The organism is Amycolatopsis sp. NPDC051045 (genome assembly GCF_040682955.1).
Classification (GTDB): Bacteria; Actinomycetota; Actinomycetes; order Mycobacteriales; family Pseudonocardiaceae; genus Amycolatopsis.
In genome coordinates this window covers 63,767-79,988 of sequence record NZ_JBFBCC010000007.1, presented here as the reverse complement: position 1 = coordinate 79,988, position 16,222 = coordinate 63,767, and the positions used below count along the sequence as shown (strand labels likewise).

The 16,222-nt window shown below is 72.1% G+C and carries 11 protein-coding genes and 1 pseudogene; 5 read left to right on the top strand and 7 right to left on the bottom strand.

The features are described 5' to 3' along the window. Positions 1 to 61 precede the first annotated feature (61 nt). Together AB0M80_RS18705 and AB0M80_RS18700 are read left to right on the top strand one after the other, a co-directional pair. The gene (locus tag AB0M80_RS18705; protein ID WP_364565969.1) at positions 62 to 2,122 is read left to right on the top strand and encodes an ATP-binding domain-containing protein; all 2,061 of its coding nucleotides are present in this window, start codon (positions 62 to 64) and stop codon (positions 2,120 to 2,122) included. A 77-nt stretch (positions 2,123 to 2,199) separates the two neighbouring features. Beyond that, positions 2,200 to 3,597 carry an alpha/beta hydrolase gene (locus AB0M80_RS18700; protein ID WP_364565968.1) on the top strand — a complete coding sequence of 466 codons (1,398 nt, stop codon included), beginning with the start codon at positions 2,200 to 2,202 and terminating at the stop codon, positions 3,595 to 3,597. A gap of 5 nt (positions 3,598 to 3,602) precedes the next feature. On the opposite strand, the gene AB0M80_RS18695 is transcribed toward AB0M80_RS18700, so the two are convergent. The 3 genes from AB0M80_RS18695 to AB0M80_RS18685 all read right to left on the bottom strand — a co-directional run bounded on the left by AB0M80_RS18695 (position 3,603) and on the right by AB0M80_RS18685 (position 8,949). Beyond that, a complete protein-coding gene (locus AB0M80_RS18695) occupies positions 3,603 to 5,231 on the bottom strand; it encodes an NAD-dependent malic enzyme (protein WP_364565966.1) in 1,629 nt (542 codons plus the stop codon). A gap of 74 nt (positions 5,232 to 5,305) precedes the next feature. Then, entirely contained in the window at positions 5,306 to 7,330 is a 2,025-nt protein-coding gene (locus AB0M80_RS18690) for an AMP-binding protein (RefSeq protein ID WP_364565965.1), read from the bottom strand. Between the two features lie 620 nt (positions 7,331 to 7,950). After that, a complete protein-coding gene (locus AB0M80_RS18685) occupies positions 7,951 to 8,949 on the bottom strand; it encodes a hypothetical protein (protein WP_364565963.1) in 999 nt (332 codons plus the stop codon). Between the two features lie 946 nt (positions 8,950 to 9,895). On the opposite strand from AB0M80_RS18685, the gene AB0M80_RS18680 reads away from it, so the two are divergent. From AB0M80_RS18680 to AB0M80_RS18670, 3 genes are all read left to right on the top strand, one after another. Next, complete coding sequence (locus tag AB0M80_RS18680) at positions 9,896 to 10,129, top strand: hypothetical protein (RefSeq protein ID WP_364565962.1); 234 nt, start codon at positions 9,896 to 9,898, stop codon at positions 10,127 to 10,129. Further along, complete coding sequence (locus AB0M80_RS18675) at positions 10,126 to 11,028, top strand: hypothetical protein (RefSeq protein ID WP_364565960.1); 903 nt, start codon at positions 10,126 to 10,128, stop codon at positions 11,026 to 11,028. The genes AB0M80_RS18680 and AB0M80_RS18675 overlap by 4 nt, the downstream gene beginning before the upstream one ends. 611 nt (positions 11,029 to 11,639) lie before the next feature. After that, positions 11,640 to 12,353 (top strand): FadR/GntR family transcriptional regulator, encoded by a 714-nt coding sequence (locus tag AB0M80_RS18670; protein ID WP_364565957.1) that lies wholly within the window; start codon positions 11,640 to 11,642, stop codon positions 12,351 to 12,353. A 9-nt stretch (positions 12,354 to 12,362) separates the two neighbouring features. Here AB0M80_RS18670 and AB0M80_RS18665 read toward each other — a convergent pair whose 3' ends face one another. The 4 genes and pseudogenes from AB0M80_RS18665 to AB0M80_RS18650 form a co-directional block, all read right to left on the bottom strand. Further along, positions 12,363 to 13,388 carry an ABC transporter permease gene (locus AB0M80_RS18665; RefSeq protein ID WP_364565954.1) on the bottom strand — a complete coding sequence of 342 codons (1,026 nt, stop codon included), beginning with the start codon at positions 13,386 to 13,388 and terminating at the stop codon, positions 12,363 to 12,365. Continuing rightward, positions 13,381 to 14,880 (bottom strand): sugar ABC transporter ATP-binding protein, encoded by a 1,500-nt coding sequence (locus AB0M80_RS18660; protein WP_364565951.1) that lies wholly within the window; start codon positions 14,878 to 14,880, stop codon positions 13,381 to 13,383. The genes AB0M80_RS18665 and AB0M80_RS18660 overlap by 8 nt, the downstream gene beginning before the upstream one ends. Before the next feature lie 25 nt (positions 14,881 to 14,905). Next, positions 14,906 to 15,970, bottom strand: a complete 1,065-nt coding sequence (locus AB0M80_RS18655; RefSeq protein WP_364565948.1) for a sugar ABC transporter substrate-binding protein — start codon at positions 15,968 to 15,970, stop codon at positions 14,906 to 14,908. Continuing rightward, a pseudogene (locus AB0M80_RS18650) lies at positions 15,967 to 16,173 on the bottom strand (SDR family oxidoreductase); the annotation flags it as partial. The pseudogene AB0M80_RS18650 and the gene AB0M80_RS18655, both read right to left, overlap by 4 nt. Between the last annotated feature and the right edge of the window lie 49 nt (positions 16,174 to 16,222).

The window sequence follows — 16,222 nt, the reverse complement described above, 5'->3', positions numbered from 1 at the left end:
TTCGCCGAATCGTCGTGCACCCTCGATGTCACCGATCACCGGATGGCAGGGGAGCTCAGGCGTGCCGACCAGGAACGAAACCGACCGCGAACTCGACGTCGAACAGGAATACGTGACCACCCTGTACGCCGAGGTGGATGCCCTGCGCGCGCAGGCCGCAGCCCGGCTGGCCGCGGCGGACCGGACGACCACGCCGTTCTGGCAGGCGGAACTGCGCCGGCTGGAATCCGTGGAAGACGGGCTGTGCTTCGGCCGGCTCGACCTGCGGGACGGCCGCCGGGTCCACGTCGGCCGGCTGGGCCTGTTCCGGGACGACGAGCCGCTGCTGCTCGACTGGCGCGCGCCGGCGGCCCGGCCGTTCTACACGGCGACCATGGCCGACGCCGACGGCGTGCGGCGGCGACGGCGGATCACCACCCGCGGCCGGGTGGTCCTCGCCCTCGACGACGAGCTGCTGGACCCGGACACCGCGGCCGGCGACGGCGAAGACGTCCTGGTCGGGGAAGCCGCGTTGATGGCGGCGCTGACCGCGCAGCGATCCGGGCGGATGCGCGACATCGTCACCACGCTGCAGGCCGAGCAGGACCGGATCGTCCGCGACGAGCACCGCGGAGTCCTGGTGGTGCAAGGCGGTCCGGGGACGGGCAAGACCGCGGTCGCCCTGCACCGGCTGGCCTACCTGCTCTACACCCGCCCGCACCTGCGCACCCGGGGTGTCCTGGTCGTCGGCCCCAGCCAGGTGTTCCTCGACTACATCGGGCAGGTCCTGCCCGGCCTGGGCGAGCACGCCGTGGTGACGTCGACCATCACCGGCCTGCAACCGGGCCTCCGGGTCGGCCGCACCGACTCACCGGAGGACGCCGTGGCCAAGGGCCGGGCCGACATGGCCGGCCGGATCGCGGCCGCGGTGCGTTCCCGGGTGCGCCCGCCGACCGAGCCGGTCGGGATCGCGTTCGAGCAGCAGGTGCTGCTGCTGGACCCGCGTCAGTGCCGCCGCGCCGTGGCCGCCGCGGCGGGCACCGGATTGCCGTACGAGCAGGCTCGGCTCGTCTTCCGGCAGAAGATCGTCGAGTCGCTCGCGCAAGACCTGATCGACTGCATGGAGAACGTGGTGCTGACCGAAACCGGCGAGGCCCTCGACGGCGGCAGCGCCGACGGCCGGCTGAGCCCGGCCGACCTGCGGGCCCTGGCCGCCGCCGGCGTGGTGGTCGATCCCGGGCAGGACGACGGCCCGCGCCGGATGCTCGACGAGACCGACGCGGCCCGGCTGCGGACCGCACTGCTGGCCGACGCCGGGCTCGGCGTCGTGCTGGACGAACTGTGGCCGCCGTTGACCGCGCAGGAAGTGGTGGCCGACCTGCTCGCCACCCCGGGCGAGGTCTGGAGTGCGGCGGACGTGCCGTTGCTGGACGAAGCCGCCGCGGTGCTCGGACAGCGCGAAGGCATCGGCCGGACGTTCGGGCACGTGGTCGTCGACGAGGCACAGGAGCTGTCCGCGATGGCCTGGCGGATGCTGATGCGCCGGTGCCCCACCCGGTCGATGACCATCGTCGGTGACCTGGCCCAGACCGGCGATCCGGCCGGCGCCGCGTCGTGGGACGAGGTGCTGCGATCGCATGTGGACGATCGCTGGCGGCTGGCCGAGCTCACCGTCAACTACCGCACCCCGGCGGAGATCATGGCCGCCACGGCCGATCTGTTCGCCGCCCACCATCCCGGCCTCCGGCCACCCCGCTCCGTCCGCCACGCGGGCGAACTGCCGTGGCGCGAGCGCACCACGCTCGCGGAACTGCCCGGTGTTCTCGCCGGCCTCGCCGCCCGCCACGGCGACGGCCGGTTGGCGATCATCACCCCGCCGGCGCACCACGCCCGGATCACGGCGACCTTGCCGGTGACCACGCCGCCCGACCTCACCGATCCCGTCGTCGTGCTGACGCCCGGCCAGGCGAAAGGACTGGAATTCGACTCCGTGATCGTCGCCGACCCGGCTGCGATCCTCGCCGGCCCGTTGGGCCACAACGATCTCTACGTCGCCATGACCCGCGCGACCCGGCAGCTGGGGATCGTGCACCCCGGCCCGCCGCCCGCCGAACTGGCCGGCATCCGGGAGCGCTCCCGCTGAGCGATCGGCCCTTGTGGCCCGGACCCGGGGAGCCCTACGGTCGGAGGCTCCGGGGTCGGCACGGGGAGGAGCCTCCGATGTGGGGAACGGTTCTGGCGAGTGCCCTTCTGCTGACCGGGGTCACGCCCGCGGTGGCGGACGCCGGCTGGTCGCCGTCACCGATCGCCTGGACGACCTGCCCCGACGACCCGGACAGCCCCGATCCGCCGGACGGCGAGTGCGGCACGGTGCGGGTGCCACTGGACTGGAACCGACCGGGCGGACCGACGATTTCCCTCGCGGTGGCCCGGCACCGGGCCACCGATCCCGCCCACCGCCTCGGCGTGCTGCTGGCCGATCTCGGCGGGCCCGGCTCGGCGAGCTCGGAATTCGCGCTGACGCCGGGATTTTTCAGCCCGGAGGTCCAGGCCCGGTTCGACGTCGTGGGCTTCGACGTGCGCGGAACCGGCCGCAGCGGATTGATCGACTGCGAGAACTCGGTCGAGCCGCCGAGCGACGAGCCGGCCGGCCGGGCCGAGTTCGACGCGCTGCGGGAGTACAGCGAGAAGACGGTTTCCGACTGCCGCGCGCGCAACCTCCCCGTCTTCGACCACGCCGACACCGGCGTCAACGCCGAGGACATGGACGCGGTCCGCCGCGCACTCGGTGAAGCGCGGATCAGCTTCCTCGGCATCTCTTACGGCACGCTGCTCGGCCAGCAGTACGCCGAAAAGCACGGCGACCGGGTGCGGGCGATGGTGCTCGACAGCTCCATGGACCACAGCGCCGGCGTCGGGCGCTTCCTGGGCGACCGGGCCGCCGCCGCGGACGAGGTGTTCCGCCAGTTCGCCGCGTGGTGCGACCGGACGACGACCTGCGCGCTGCACGGCCAGGACGTCCTCGCCGTCTGGCGAAAAGCCCTGAAGGTGACCGACGGGACGCCGAAAGGGCAAATCGAGGTGCGCGACCGGGTGGTGAAGGACATGTACGGCCCGGACTGGGACGACGTGGCCCAGGTGATCGCCGGCACCGCGGCCGGCCATCCGCCGGTGACCGCTCACTTCACCTACAACTACGCGTCGATCCGGCCGGCCGTCGTCTGCCAGGACTTCGACCTGCGGATCCGGGATTTCGCGCAGTACTCGGCTTTGCGCGCCGAAGAGCTGCACCGCGGCCCGATCGTGCGGGGCAGCACGCTGAGCCACGGGGAAGCGATGGCGTGCCTGGGCGTCCACGGCCCGCCGGCGAACCCGCCGCACCGGCTGAACATCCCGCGCGCGCCGCAGATCCTGCTGCTGAACGCCCGCTACGACCCGGCGACCCCGTACGCCTGGGCCCTCGCCCTCCACCACCAGGCGCCGGCGAACACGACGTTGCTGACGTACGAGGGTTCGGGCCACGGCGTCTACCCGCGGAACCCCTGCACCCGGGCGGCCGCCGACCACTACCTGCTGACGCGGGAAACCCCCCGGCACGACGTCAGCTGCCCGGCCTGACCTCACTAGCGGTACTCGGGTGTCCACCGCGTCCGGCGGACGACCTGCGCGATGTCGTCTTCGCTCTTCCCGGGCGCGACGCCGTCCTCGACGGCTTGGCGGGCGACGGCGGTGGCGATGCGGGTCGCGATTTCGGGGACGTCGTCCCACGCGGGCAGCAGCGGCTCGTCCGGATCGGTCAGCGCGGGGGACGCTTCGCCCAGCGTCTTGGCCGCCACCCGCATCATCTCGTCCGTGACCCGGGTGGCCCGCACCGCCGTGACGGCCAGTCCCACCGCGGGGAAGACGTAGACGTTGTTGCACTGCGCGACCCGGCGTTTCCGGCCGTGCCGCTCGACCGGCGCGAACGGTGAGCCGGTCGCGACGAGCGCCCGCCCACCGGTCCATTCGTCGAGCTCGCGTGGATGCGCTTCGGCGCGGCTGGTGGGGTTGGAGAGCGGGAAGATGATCGGCCGTTCGGTCTTGCCGGCCAGCTCGCGCACGATGTCCTCGGTGAACGCCCCGGCCGCCGTCGACAGCCCGAGGAGCACCCCGGCGTCGACGTGGTGGACCACGTCGGCCAGACCGGTCCCGGCCCAGCCGCCGGCCCGCTTCGCCGGCTGCGCGAACCGGCGCTGCCCGGCCGAAAGCCCCGGCCGGTCGTCGGTGAGCAGCCCGTCGATGTCCACGACCCAGATCCGCTCCGCGGCTTCGGCGTCGGAAAGCCCCTGCGCCACCATCTCCCGGCGGATCATCTCGAGCACGCCGATGCCGGCCGAACCCGCGCCGAGCATGACGACCTGCTGCTGCGACAGCGGGCGCCCCGCGGCCTCGGCCGCGCCGTGCAGTGCGCCGAGCGTGACCGCGGCGGTGCCCTGGATGTCGTCGTTGAAGGTGAGCATCCCGTCGCGGTAGCGCTCGAGGATCGGCAGCGCGTGCGCCGTCGCGAAGTCCTCCCACTGCAGCAGCACGTCCGGCAGCTCCTCGCGCACCGCCGTCACGAACTCGTCGACGAAGGCGTAGTACTCGTCGTCGGAGATCCGGCGGTGGCGCCACCCGAGGTAGTGCGGGTCCTCGAGCCGCTCGACGTTGTCCGTGCCGGTGTCCAGCACCACCGGCAGCGTGCGGGCCGGGTCGATGCCACCGATGAGCGTGTACAGCGACAGCTTGCCGATCGGGATCCCCATCCCGCCGATCCCCTGGTCACCCAGGCCGAGGATGCGCTGCCCGTCGGTGACGACGATGACGTCCACCTCGCGGTTCGGGCGGTTGCGCAGCACCTCCCGCAGCCGTCCCCGGTCGGGGTAGGAGACGAACAGGCCACGCGGGCGGCGGTAGATGTCGCTGAACCGTTCGCACGCCTCGCCGACGGTGGGGGTGTAGACGATCGGCAGCATCTCTTCGACGTGCTCGGCGAGGAGCCGGTAGAACAACGTCTCGTTGCGGTCCTGCAGCGCCCTGAGGTAGATGTGCTTGTCGAGCTCGTCGCGGCGCCGGGAGAACTCCTGGTAGGTGTGCGCCACCTGGTCGTCCAGGGTCTTGACCGCGTGCGGCAGGAGCCCGAGCAGCCCGAGGTCACCGCGTTCTTCGCGGCTGAACGCCGTCCCTTTCGTCGTCAACGCGTCGAACAACCTGCTGTGTCCTTTGTGTACCATCAATGCCTCCGCGGGCCGGCTGCCGTCGTCCACTCACGACACTGCCACAGGAGACGCCGCGGGGCCTGCTCAAGTCACCAGCGGTACGTGCGGCGCAGTTCCCGCTTGACGACCTTCCCGGTGGCGTTGCGCGGCAGCTCTTGGACGAACACGACGTCCCGGGGCACGGCGAAGCGGGCGAGACGCTCGCGCACGTGGGAACGCACCGTGTCGACGTCCAGCTGCGCGCCCGGGACGAGGACCAGATAAGCGGCCAGGCGCTGGCCGTACTTGGCGTCGTGGACCCCGACCACCGCCGCCTCACGGACTTCCGGCAACGTGTGCAGGACTTCCTCCACCGAGGCCGGGGCCACGTTCTCGCCGCCGGACACGATCATTTCGTCCTCGCGGCCCTGGACGAACAGCAGGCCGTTCGCGTCGACGTACCCGCGGTCGCCGGTGTCCATGAGGCCGTCGCGGACGTCCAGCTGCGGCCCGTCGGTGTAGCCGTCGAACAACAGGCGGTTGCCGACGTAGAGCCGGCCGGTCGCGCCGCGCGGGACCGGGGCGCCCGCGCGGTCGAGGACGCGGATCGCCGTGCCGATCGGCGGCCGGCCCGCCGTCCCGCGGGCCGCGCGCAGGTCGGCCGGGCCGGCGATCGCCGCCCACGACACCTCCGTCGAACCGTAGAGGTTGTAGAGGATGTCGCCGAACGCGTCCATGAACTCCTCGGCCAGCCGCCCCGGCAGTCCCGCGCCGGAACTGGCGACCACGCGCAGCGAGGAAAGGTCGTAGCGGGCGCGCGTCTTCTCCGGCAGATCGAGCAGCCGCCGCAGCATCGTCGGCACCGCGAACAACGCCGTGCACCCGCGGCGCTCGATCATCGACAACGTCGCTTCCGCGTCGAAGCGCCGGGGCAGCACCAGACCCGCCCGCAGCGCCATGCCGAGCTGGAGCGCGGCCAGGCCCCAGGTGTGGAACAGCGGGGCGGCCACCAGGATCGGTTCCCCGGCCCGCAACGGGATCTCCGACAGGACCGCGGCGGCGTCCGCGACGCTGTGCGGGGTCGGCCGGCGCGCTCCCTTCGGCGGACCGGACGTGCCCGAAGTGAGCACCACGAGCCGGCCGGGCTTGCCCGGTGGCGCGATCCGGGCCGGCGGCTCCGCGTCGATCAGCTCCTCGATGGTCGCACCGTGCCACCCGCCGCCGGGTGGCCAGGTCCAGAGCTGCGGGATCCCGGCCGGCAGCCGGGCGCGCAGGGCCGCGAACTCGGCGTCGGCGAGCACCAGCCGCGACCGGTGCCGCACGGCGAATTCGGCGGCCTGCCCCAGGGCCAGCCCGGTGTTCATCAGGGCCACGTCCGCACCCAGCTTGCTGCAGGCGATCATCGCCTCGACCATCGCGTTGTGGTTGCGGCACATCAGGAGTACGCGCGACCCCTCGGAAATCTCGTGACGCTGCAACACCGCGGCCAACCGGGTGGTGCGGTCGTCGACCTCCCCGAAGGTCCGCTCGGATCGCTCGTCACACAGGGCGAGTGACCCGGGGGCGCGGCGCGCCACCGCCTCGTAGCCGCCGGCCAGGGTCGAGCCCCACCGGCCCACCGACCTCAGCTGCCGCAGCGTCCCGGTGGGCTGGGCCGGGGTGAGGACCCCGGCCTTGACCAGGATCCGCGCGAACTCGCGCTTCGACGGGCGGGGCGGCAGCGGATCCGCCGCCGGGACCCCACCGAGGTGGTCGCTGATCGCCGCGATCGCCTCGAGGATCCGCTGGCGGATCTTCGGTCCGCCCGGCGAACGGCCGTCGAGCACGGTGAGCAGGATCGTGATCGCCGAGCCCGCCGGCACCGGACGCAGCACCACGGACATCCGGTGCGGCCTGCCCTCGACACCGGACCAGGCGAGGTGCTCGTCCCGGCGGTGGACGAAGATCTCGGCCTCGCCCTCGCCACCGGCCCGGTACCGGTAGCGGGCACCCCGGCCGGCGGTTTCGGAAACCGGCTCACACGAGGTGATCCCGCGGACGAACCGCGGATAGAGGTGCGGGCTGCCCACGATCGTCCACACCGCCGCGGGTGGGTGCGGCACGGTGACGGTGATCTCGACGAGTTCCGGCTCCATCGGCGTCGATCACCGAGCCGCCCGGCTCGGACGCCCGGCCGGCTCGGGGGCGACGCCCCAGGACGCCTCGGGACAAGCCGCCGGCACGGTGGTCATGACTCGGTTCCCCCTCGTCGGCCCGGTGTTCGGCCTTTCGGCCGGTCCGCCGAGCATCCGTTTGCCCCGACGGCGTGTCAACACGCGGCCGGACGATTCGATGGATTCAACCACGAAGCGCGGCGAAAAACCGTTGAACCGCGGAACTCTTCACACGCTCCTCACGGCCCGGCACCCGGCCGGACGGTAGCGGATGCGGCGGTAGCGGATGCGGCGGTAGCGGATGCGGCGGTAGCGGATGCGGCGGTAGCCGGATGCGGTGGTAGGGATGCGGCGGTAGCCGGATGCGGCGGTAGCCGGGCCGGCGACATCAGCTGAATCGTGGACCCCTCGGCCGCTTGCGCGATCGCGTCGAGCGTCCGGCTGGTACCCGAGGTGGCCGGCGTCGAGGTGAGCACCCCGATCGAGCGCCGGGTCCGGCAGCACGACGGCGCACCACCGCGGAGGTCCCCCGCCGTCCGTTGTGGTCACCGGCCGGTCGCCCCCGGACGGGGCGGGTCATCCCTCCGCGGCAAGTAATGCGCTCACTGTGCCGCTGCGGCCGGCCGGGGGCCGGCATCGTCGGCCTGGTCCGGCGCGACCTCCTCCGCGGCGAGCGCGGAGCGGGTGAACTCCCAGTCCGGGCGCGAACCCAGGACAGCCGCCGGTTCCAGCTGCTCCTCGATGATCGTCTCGACGGTCGCGACGGACAGGCCGGGATGCAGCTTCACCAGCAAGTCGACGTGCAGCCGGCGCAGCGCCTGGAACCGGCGGTTGACCAGCCGCAGCTCCTGCCGCTGCTGGTGGAACTCGACGAACTGCTCGCCCTGGGCCGTGACCGAACCTTCCCAGTAGGCCACCTCATTGCGCAGCTTGTCGTGGGCTCGCTGCAGCTGCATGTATTCCCGCAGGACCTGACGCAGAACCATCTCCGTCTTCTCCAGGTCGGCGTGGACGGCGGACAGCCCGCGCTCACTTGCCGCGACGGTTTCCGGCTCCTCCTCGGCGGCGAGCGGGGCCGGCATCGCGGTCACGTCGGCGATGATCGCCTCGGTGGTCGCCCGGGTGTGCCGCGCCCACGACGGCAGGTGCACCGGCCCGCGGAAATCCGGGTCCGGGCGTTCCTTGCCGTCGGCCTTGCAGAACAGCCCGGCGGCGGCCGCGCGGACCACCGGCAGGTATTGCGGCGGCACCTGCAGCTGCAGGAACTCCTCGATCCGCGCCCACGGCGGACGTCGGACGGCCGCTTTGCCCAGCCACTTCGCGGTCGAGTTCGGCAGCTTGTCCGCCGGCCGTCCGGCGGCCCAGTGTTCCGGGTCCCGCGCGGCGGCCACCGCCAGCCGCCGGTGCAGCGTGGCCAGCCTGCCGTGCTCGTCGGCCAGCACGACCAGCAGGAACAGGATGAGCATCCGGTCCGCGACGCTGAGGACGCGGTGGTTGGTGAACGCGTCGGTGTGCGGCAGCCGGCTCAGCGCCGACTGACCTCGCTTGCGGCTCGAGCAGTCCGCTCGCACCAGGGGAAACCCGGCGACCGGGTTCGTCATGACACTTTCCTCGCACTCCAGGGCCATGCTCCCCCCGAGCCGAATCCCCATTCTTCGGCCCTTCGCCCCGACTGCGATCAAGGAGAGATTCAATTGTGGATCTTCGCGCAGCGGCGGAACGGCGCCCGCCCAGGTTGCCGATGACGACCGCCCGGACACGCATTCGCGCTCCACCGGACCCGGACGTGTCCGACCCCTCGAAGAGGCATGACTCCAAGTGGTCGCCCCGCCGGGAGGGTGACCGTATCCGGTGAATTGAGACAAGGTACTCCCCTGAGGTGACTACCGCACGTAGCCCCCTGCGAAAACGCACGGAAATCCATTGCCGATCTTGGGGCGGCCACCTGCCGATCACTTGCCGCACCAGTGCGGCCGGCGCGGCGGGGCGCGGCGGCGAGACGCCCGGCGGCCGGAACCCCGCCGGGCTCAACTGCGAAAACGGCCGGGCGGCTGGAGATCCCTTTGCCCAGGGCGCTCCAGTGCCCGGCCCTCGATTCCCACCCGCTGGACGAGCATCGAGTTGACGTCGGACGACACGGAGATCCACATCTTGCGACGTGGACCCGAATCTAGGGCTCGAGTGTCCGCCTGACCAGACGCCGTCCGGGGCACCGGACAAGCCTCGAACGCCACAGACTGTCACCTTTTTGACATGTGCGAGGCTGACCAGCAGAAACCCCGCACACCGGCGCCCGGCCGGGTAAAACGGCTCGTGATCCACATCACGCCGCACCTGGGCGGGTTTCCGCCGGTTTTCCTGCCGTTACGGCCGGGACAAATCCGGACGCCTTCTCGCTTGTGCGCGACCGGATTCTTCGTGTTCGATCAACAGCAACTCAGAACGCCGCCGTAATGCGCCGAGCCGTCGAACCCGCGTTGCCCCGCGGACGGCCTGCGGCCATTCCGGTGGCCCACACCCGCACGAAACATCGAGATTGGGCCGACCATGACCTCCTGGGTCCCGCTCCACCCGCTCTTCGGCACGCCCCGCCGGCGCTGCCGCACGCTGGGCCTGCAGCAACCACTGCTCACCCTGGCCGCGATGGCGTTCGCGGCGCTGCTCATGGTCCGCGGCCTGGACCCGGGCAGCGCGGTGGCGCTGAGCCTGACCGTGCTCGCCGCCGCACGCGAGCGGAACCACCCGGCTCGGCGCCGCGTCCGCCCGGGGCGGCGCCGATGACGTCGGCCACCGCGCCCGGACCGGCACTGCGGGCCCTGCACGAGGCGATGGCGACGTTTCCGGTCGACCGCAACGTGTTCGCGATCATCTCGACCCTGCCCGAGGTGCAGCCCAGCGTGTTGCAGGCCGCGTGCGACCCCACCTCGCCCCGGTTGCTGGCCTGGCCGGTCTACCGCGGCATCGTGCAGGCCTGTGGCGCCGGCGAAGCCGAAGCCAAGGTCGTGTTCACCCGCTTCCTCGCCGCCAAGGCGGAACAGGACGACGGCAGCGGCGTCCTCGACCCGCCCGCCCGCGGCCGGCTCGACCTCACCCCGGTGGCGCGCGCCACGACCGGCGCACCGCCGGCGAGCCCGGCCGATCCGCCGACGATCCCGCGGTTGCAGCTGCCCGCTCCGCTGACGCGGGGGCCCCGGCCCGCGGCCCCGCCGCCACGGCTGCGGCAGATCACCAGCCGGGCCGACTTCGCCCGCTACCTCAAGGCCCTCGTCGACGAGACCGGGCTGACCTACCGGGCGATCGAGGACAACACCCGCAAGCTGAACCGCAAGGCCGTGTCCTGCCGCAGCACCCTGTCCGAGAACCTGCGCAACAACAAGCCGCCGACCGGCGAAGCAGTCGTCGCCACGCTGCTGGCGGTGCTCTACGCCGAACTGGCCGGCACCACCGCCGTCGACGAACCGGTCCGCCGGCGCACGGCCGAGACCCTGGAGGTGTGGCGCCACGTCATGCGCCCGCCACCCGGCGCGCCGGTCCTGGCCGCCCGCGCCGGCTACGACCCGCTCGTCCACACCGCGCTCGCCAAGCTCGCGCGCGCCGAGCAGACCGCCCGCGACATCGGCAGCCCGGACGCGCCCGGGCTGGCCCACGCGCGTCGCATCCTGCTCGAACTGCTGACCTGAGCCGGCCGCGGGCGGCGTGACGGCCGGCGTCGTGGCGTTTCACCCCGGGGCCGCCGGGGTACCGCCCCAGTGCGGACGTCTTCAGCAGTGAGGACGGGGAGCCCGGGAAGGGTGATGTCGTCATGCCCGACCGGAGGAACGGCCGCGCGTCGCTGGATCTGCGGGGGACGTCGGCCTCGGCGGCGGCGCAGGTCCGCCGCTGGGTTTCCCGCACGCTGACCGGGGTCGGGGAGGCGCACCTGAATGACGTCCTGATGGTCGTCACCGAGCTGGTCACCAACGCCCACGAGCACGGCCGAGGGGCGGTCGAGGTCCGGATGGGCCACGCCCGGGCGCCGTGCCGCGTCCGCATCGAGGTCGAACGACAGCTGCCTCGATCGCCCCGTCGTCGCCGCACCGTCGCAGACCGCTTCCGGCGGCCGGGGCATGCTGATGGTGGAGAAACTCGCCGCGGGCTGGGGTGTGCGGGAGCACCGCGATACCGGCGGCAAGACGGTGTGGGCGGACGTGTCGTGCGACAACGTCGACGCCGAGCCGTGTACCCCGTGACCGCCGAGACATCACATGTCTTCGCGCTAAAGTCCCTCAGGAGAAGCTGCCTGAGGAGTGCCATGGCGAAGTCGTTGACCGACGAAGCGATCGACCGGATCCGGGAGTTCGTCCGGTCCGGCCGGTTCCCGGCCGGCGCCAAGCTGCCTCCCGAACACGAACTGGCCACCGAACTCGGGATTTCCCGCAGCCCCACCCGGGAAGCCGTGAAGGCGCTGGCGCTGGCCAGGGTCCTCGAAGTCCGCCGCGGCGACGGTACGTACGTCACCAGCCTCGCACCGAGCCTGCTCCTGGAAGGCCTCGGCAGCGCGGTCGCGCTCATGCAGGGCGGCAGCGTCCTCGAGCTGACCGAAGTGCGCCGGCTCCTGGAACCCGCGGCGACCGGCCTGGCCGCCACCCGGATCACCGACGCGCAGCTGCGCACCGTGGGCGAGCTGCTCGACGCGATGCACGAAGCGATCGCGGACGTCGAACGCCTCACCGTGCTCGACGCCGCCTTCCACCGGGCGGTCGTCGCCGCGACGGGCAACGAGACGCTCACGGCGGTGCTGGACGGGATCTCCTCGATGACCCTGCGCGCGCGGGTCTGGCGCGGCACGGTCGACCGGGGCGTCACGCACGTGACGCTGTCCCAGCACAAGGCCATCTACGACGCGCTCGCCGCCCGCGATCCCGCGGTGGCCACCGCGGCCGCGCTGATGCACGTCGACACGTCCGAACGCTGGCTGCGCGCGCACCTGGCCGACATCCAGGAGCTCGACGGCCGGCTCGGCTGAGCGCCGCCGTCAGGTCTGCCGCTTCCCGCTGGTGATGCGGGACATCACCAGCGCGATGAGGATGATCGCGCCGTTGAGCGCGCCGATCCACTGCGCGGGCACGCCGGCCAGGGTCAGCACGTTCTGGATCATGTACAGCAGCAGGATCCCGGTGAACGCGCCGAAGAGCGTGCCGCGGCCGCCGTTCAGGCTCACCCCGCCGATCACGGCGGCGGCGAACACCGTGAAGATGTAGCCGTTGCCCTGCGCCGCGGCCACGGAGGCCAGCCGGCCCGAGAGCAGCAGCCCGCCGAGCGCGGCCAGGACGCTGGCCCCGATCAGCACGATCCACACGACGCGATCGGTCCGGATGCCCGCGGCCTTCGCCGCGTCCTCGTTCCCGCCGATCGCGTAGAGGCTGCGGCCGAACCGGGTGTAGCCGAGCAGCACGATGCCGCCGGCGAACAGGAGCACGCAGACCCAGATGGAGGCCGGGATCCCGGCCCACAGCGTGGTGCCGAGGTAGAGCAGCGAATCGGGCAGGCCGAAGAAGGTCTGGCCGCCGGAGATGCCGGTCAGCAGGCCGCGCAGCACGATCAGCATGCCGAGGGTGACGACGAACCCGCTCAGCCCGAACCGGACGATCAGCAGGGCGTTGAGCGCGCCGACCACCACCCCGACGGCCAGCACCACGGGCACGGCGGCCCAGGACGGCAGCAGCCCCAAGGAATGCCCGCCCCCGATCGTCAGCCAGGCCGCCACCCCCGGCGCCAGGCCGAACGTGGATTCCAGCGAAAGGTCCATCTTGCCGACGACGAGGACCATCGTCTGCGCGAGGACCAGCAGGGCGATCTCCGACATGGTCTGCAGGATGTTGAGCACGTTGTCGTACTGGAGGAACACCGGGTTCACCAGCTGGCCGACGACGGCGATCGCGATGATCCCCGGCACCAGCGCGAAGTCGCGCAGGCGAGCGAGGGCGATGCGCCGGGGCGGTCGCGTGGCGCCGGGTTCCGTCCGCGGCGGGACGCCCACCGCTACGGGGCTTTCAGGCATCGAGGTCGACTCCTTCCATGGCCGCCACGACCTCGCGGTCCTGCCGGCCTGCGGGCAGTTCGGTGCTGAGCCGGCCGTGGACCACGACCAGCAGGCGGTCGCACAGGCGCAGGTCGTCCACCTCGTCGGAGGCGATCAGCACCGCGGTGCCCGCCGCGGCCGCCTCCGCGACCTTGCCCAGGAGGAACTCCTTCGACCGCACGTCGACCCCGGCCGTGGGGGTGATCAGGACGAGCAGGCGGGGATCGCCCGCGAGCGCACGGGCCATGACGACCTTCTGCTGGTTGCCGCCGGAGAGCGCGGACACCGGCAGTTCCGGGCCGGGCGTCTTCACCGCCAGCCGCGTGATCAGTTTTCCCGCGAGCCGGTCGCGCAGCCGGGACCGGACGAAGATGCCGGGCCCGAGCCGGTCCATGACGCTCATCGTGGTGTTGTCCGCAATGGACATCTCCGGCACGAAACCCTGGTGGTGCCGGTCTTCCGGGACGAAACCGATGCCGGCGGCGATGGCCGACGGGACGTCGCCCGGCCGCGGCCGGGCGTCCCCGACGAAGACGGTTCCGGAGGTGGGCTTGCGCAACCCGGCCAGTGACTCGGCGAGCTCGGTTTTGCCGCTGCCGCCCGCGCCGGCCAGCCCGACGACTTCCCCGGGCGCGATGTCGAACGAAACGTCCTCGTAGTACGGGGCGAGGCTCAAATCGTTCACCTGCAGCACGGGTTCGACGTCGAACCGCGCCGACGAAGCCCGTTCCTGGGCCGTGACGGCGGTTTCCCCGGTCATCGCGGCCACCAGGCCGGCCTTCGGCAGCTCGGCGACCGGCGCGGTGAGGACGTGCCGGGCGTCCCGGTACACCGTGACCGTGTCACAGATCTCGTACACCTCCTGCAGGTGGTGGCTGATGAACAGGAAGGTGACACCTTGCCGCTGCAGCTCGGCGAGGTGGCCGAACAGCCGGGTGATGGCGGCCCCGTCGAGCTGCGCGGTCGGCTCGTCGAGGATGACGAACCGGGCGCCGAAGGACAGGGCCCGCGCGATCTCGACGAACTGCCGCTGCTCCACGCTCAGCTCCCGGGCCGGGCGGTGCACGTCGACGTCCACCGACCAGCGTTCGAGCAGTCTCGCGGCCGAGCGGCGCAGCGCGGCCCAGCGGACGAAGCCGCCGCGGGTCTCCTGCCGGTTGAGGAACAGGTTCTCCGCCACCGACAGCTCGGGGATGATCGTCGACCGCTGGTACACGCAGGCCACCCGCGACCGCCAGGCGTCCCGGTCGGACCGGGCCGGGGCTGGTTCCCCGTTCAGCCGCACGGTTCCCGAGTCCGGCTCGGTCAGTCCGGTGAGGACGGACACCAGGGTCGACTTGCCGGCCCCGTTGCGGCCGACGAGTGCGTGCGTCTGTCCCGGGAGGACGGTCAGGTCGGCGTGGTCCAGCGCGACCGTGGCGCCGTAGCGCTTGACCACTCCGCGCGCCTCGACGACCGGCACGGTGCTCATGTTCGCCTCCTCTCCGAAAGCCGGATCAGCTCTTGCTGTTGCCCCACAGGGACTGGTCGTCGACCTTGACGCTGCCCACCGGCCCGAAGGTGGCCCCGTCGGCGGTGACCAGCGGGGCGGCCAGCTGGTCCTCCATCAGCCCGTCGCGGACCGCCACGATGGTGCTGTCGTGGTCGGTCTTGCCCGCCGCCGGCGTCTTGCCGGCGATCGCGTCCTTGACGTACTGCAGGGCGTACTTGGCGAACAGGTCCGCCGGCTGGGAAACGGTCGCGTCCATCTCCCCCGCCCGGATCTTGGCGAGCTCCTCGGGGATGCCGTCGTTGGACACGATGAACACGTGCTTCGGGTCGGCCGCCGGGACGAGCAGGCCACGCTGCTTCAGCAGCTGCAGCGTGCCCGACAGGGCGAAGCTGGACTGCATGTAGACGCCCTTGATGTCCGGGTTCGCGGTCAGCCGGGTCTGCAGCTTCTGGGCGGCGGTGCCGGCGTCCCAGTTGGTGGCCTCGCCGAACACCGTGATCCCCGGGAAGTCCTTCTTCATGCAGTCGTTGAAGGCCTCGGTGCGGTCCCGGCCGTTGATCGACGCGAGGTCGCCCTGCAGCATGACGACCTTGCCCTTGCCGCCGAGCTTGGCGCCGAGGAACTGGCAGGCCTTCTCGCCGTAGGCGCGGTTGTCGGCCCGGACGACCATGTAGACGTTGCCCTGGTCGGGCCGGGTGTCGACGGACACGACCGGGATCTTCTTGCCCGCGAGCTGCTGCAGCGTCGGGATGATCGCCGCGGTGTCCTGCGGCGCCATGACCACGCCCTTGACGCCCTGGCTGATCATCGTCTGCACGTTGGCCGTCAGGTTCGCGACGTCGTTCTGCGAGTTCGTGGTCTTGAGGTCGAGGCCGGACTGCCCGGCGAACTGGGGCACGTACTTGATGTAGGCGTTCCAGAAGTCGGTGTCCGAGCGCGGGTAGTCGACCCCCACGACGGTTCCCCCCGAAGCGGCGGTCGAGCCGCCGCCACTGCATCCGGCCAGTGCGGCCGCGGTCAGGACGCCGGCTGTGACGACAGCGGCGGCGCGCAGGTGCTGGAAGTTCATGACCTCTCCTCGTTGCCGGGTTTCGGGCGGAGCCGCAGGCCGGACATACCGCCGTCCACGGCGAGATCGGTGCCGGTGGTGGCGCCGGAGTCCGGGCCGGCCAGGTAGCAGATCGCCGCGGCGACCTCCTCGGCGGTGACGAGCCGCCCGGTGGGCTGACGCGCGGCGAGTGCGGCCAGCTCCGAGTCGTCGTCCGACACGTCGGCCCGCACACCGATCAGCGGCTCCTCGACCTTTTCGTTCAGGTCCAGG

What these genes read in the sequence shown, in the direction of transcription:
- AB0M80_RS18670 (WP_364565957.1), top strand. Translation starts at nt 11,640, where the DNA reads ATGGCGAAGTCGTTGACCGACGAAGCGATCGACCGGATCCGGGAGTTC.
- AB0M80_RS18685 (WP_364565963.1), bottom strand. Translation starts at nt 8,949, where the DNA reads ATGACGAACCCGGTCGCCGGGTTTCCCCTGGTGCGAGCGGACTGCTCG.
- AB0M80_RS18690 (WP_364565965.1), bottom strand. Translation starts at nt 7,330, where the DNA reads ATGGAGCCGGAACTCGTCGAGATCACCGTCACCGTGCCGCACCCACCC.
- AB0M80_RS18695 (WP_364565966.1), bottom strand. Translation starts at nt 5,231, where the DNA reads ATGGTACACAAAGGACACAGCAGGTTGTTCGACGCGTTGACGACGAAA.
- AB0M80_RS18680 (WP_364565962.1), top strand. Translation starts at nt 9,896, where the DNA reads ATGACCTCCTGGGTCCCGCTCCACCCGCTCTTCGGCACGCCCCGCCGG.
- AB0M80_RS18655 (WP_364565948.1), bottom strand. Translation starts at nt 15,970, where the DNA reads ATGAACTTCCAGCACCTGCGCGCCGCCGCTGTCGTCACAGCCGGCGTC.
- AB0M80_RS18665 (WP_364565954.1), bottom strand. Translation starts at nt 13,388, where the DNA reads ATGCCTGAAAGCCCCGTAGCGGTGGGCGTCCCGCCGCGGACGGAACCC.
- AB0M80_RS18700 (WP_364565968.1), top strand. Translation starts at nt 2,200, where the DNA reads ATGTGGGGAACGGTTCTGGCGAGTGCCCTTCTGCTGACCGGGGTCACG.
- AB0M80_RS18675 (WP_364565960.1), top strand. Translation starts at nt 10,126, where the DNA reads ATGACGTCGGCCACCGCGCCCGGACCGGCACTGCGGGCCCTGCACGAG.
- AB0M80_RS18660 (WP_364565951.1), bottom strand. Translation starts at nt 14,880, where the DNA reads ATGAGCACCGTGCCGGTCGTCGAGGCGCGCGGAGTGGTCAAGCGCTAC.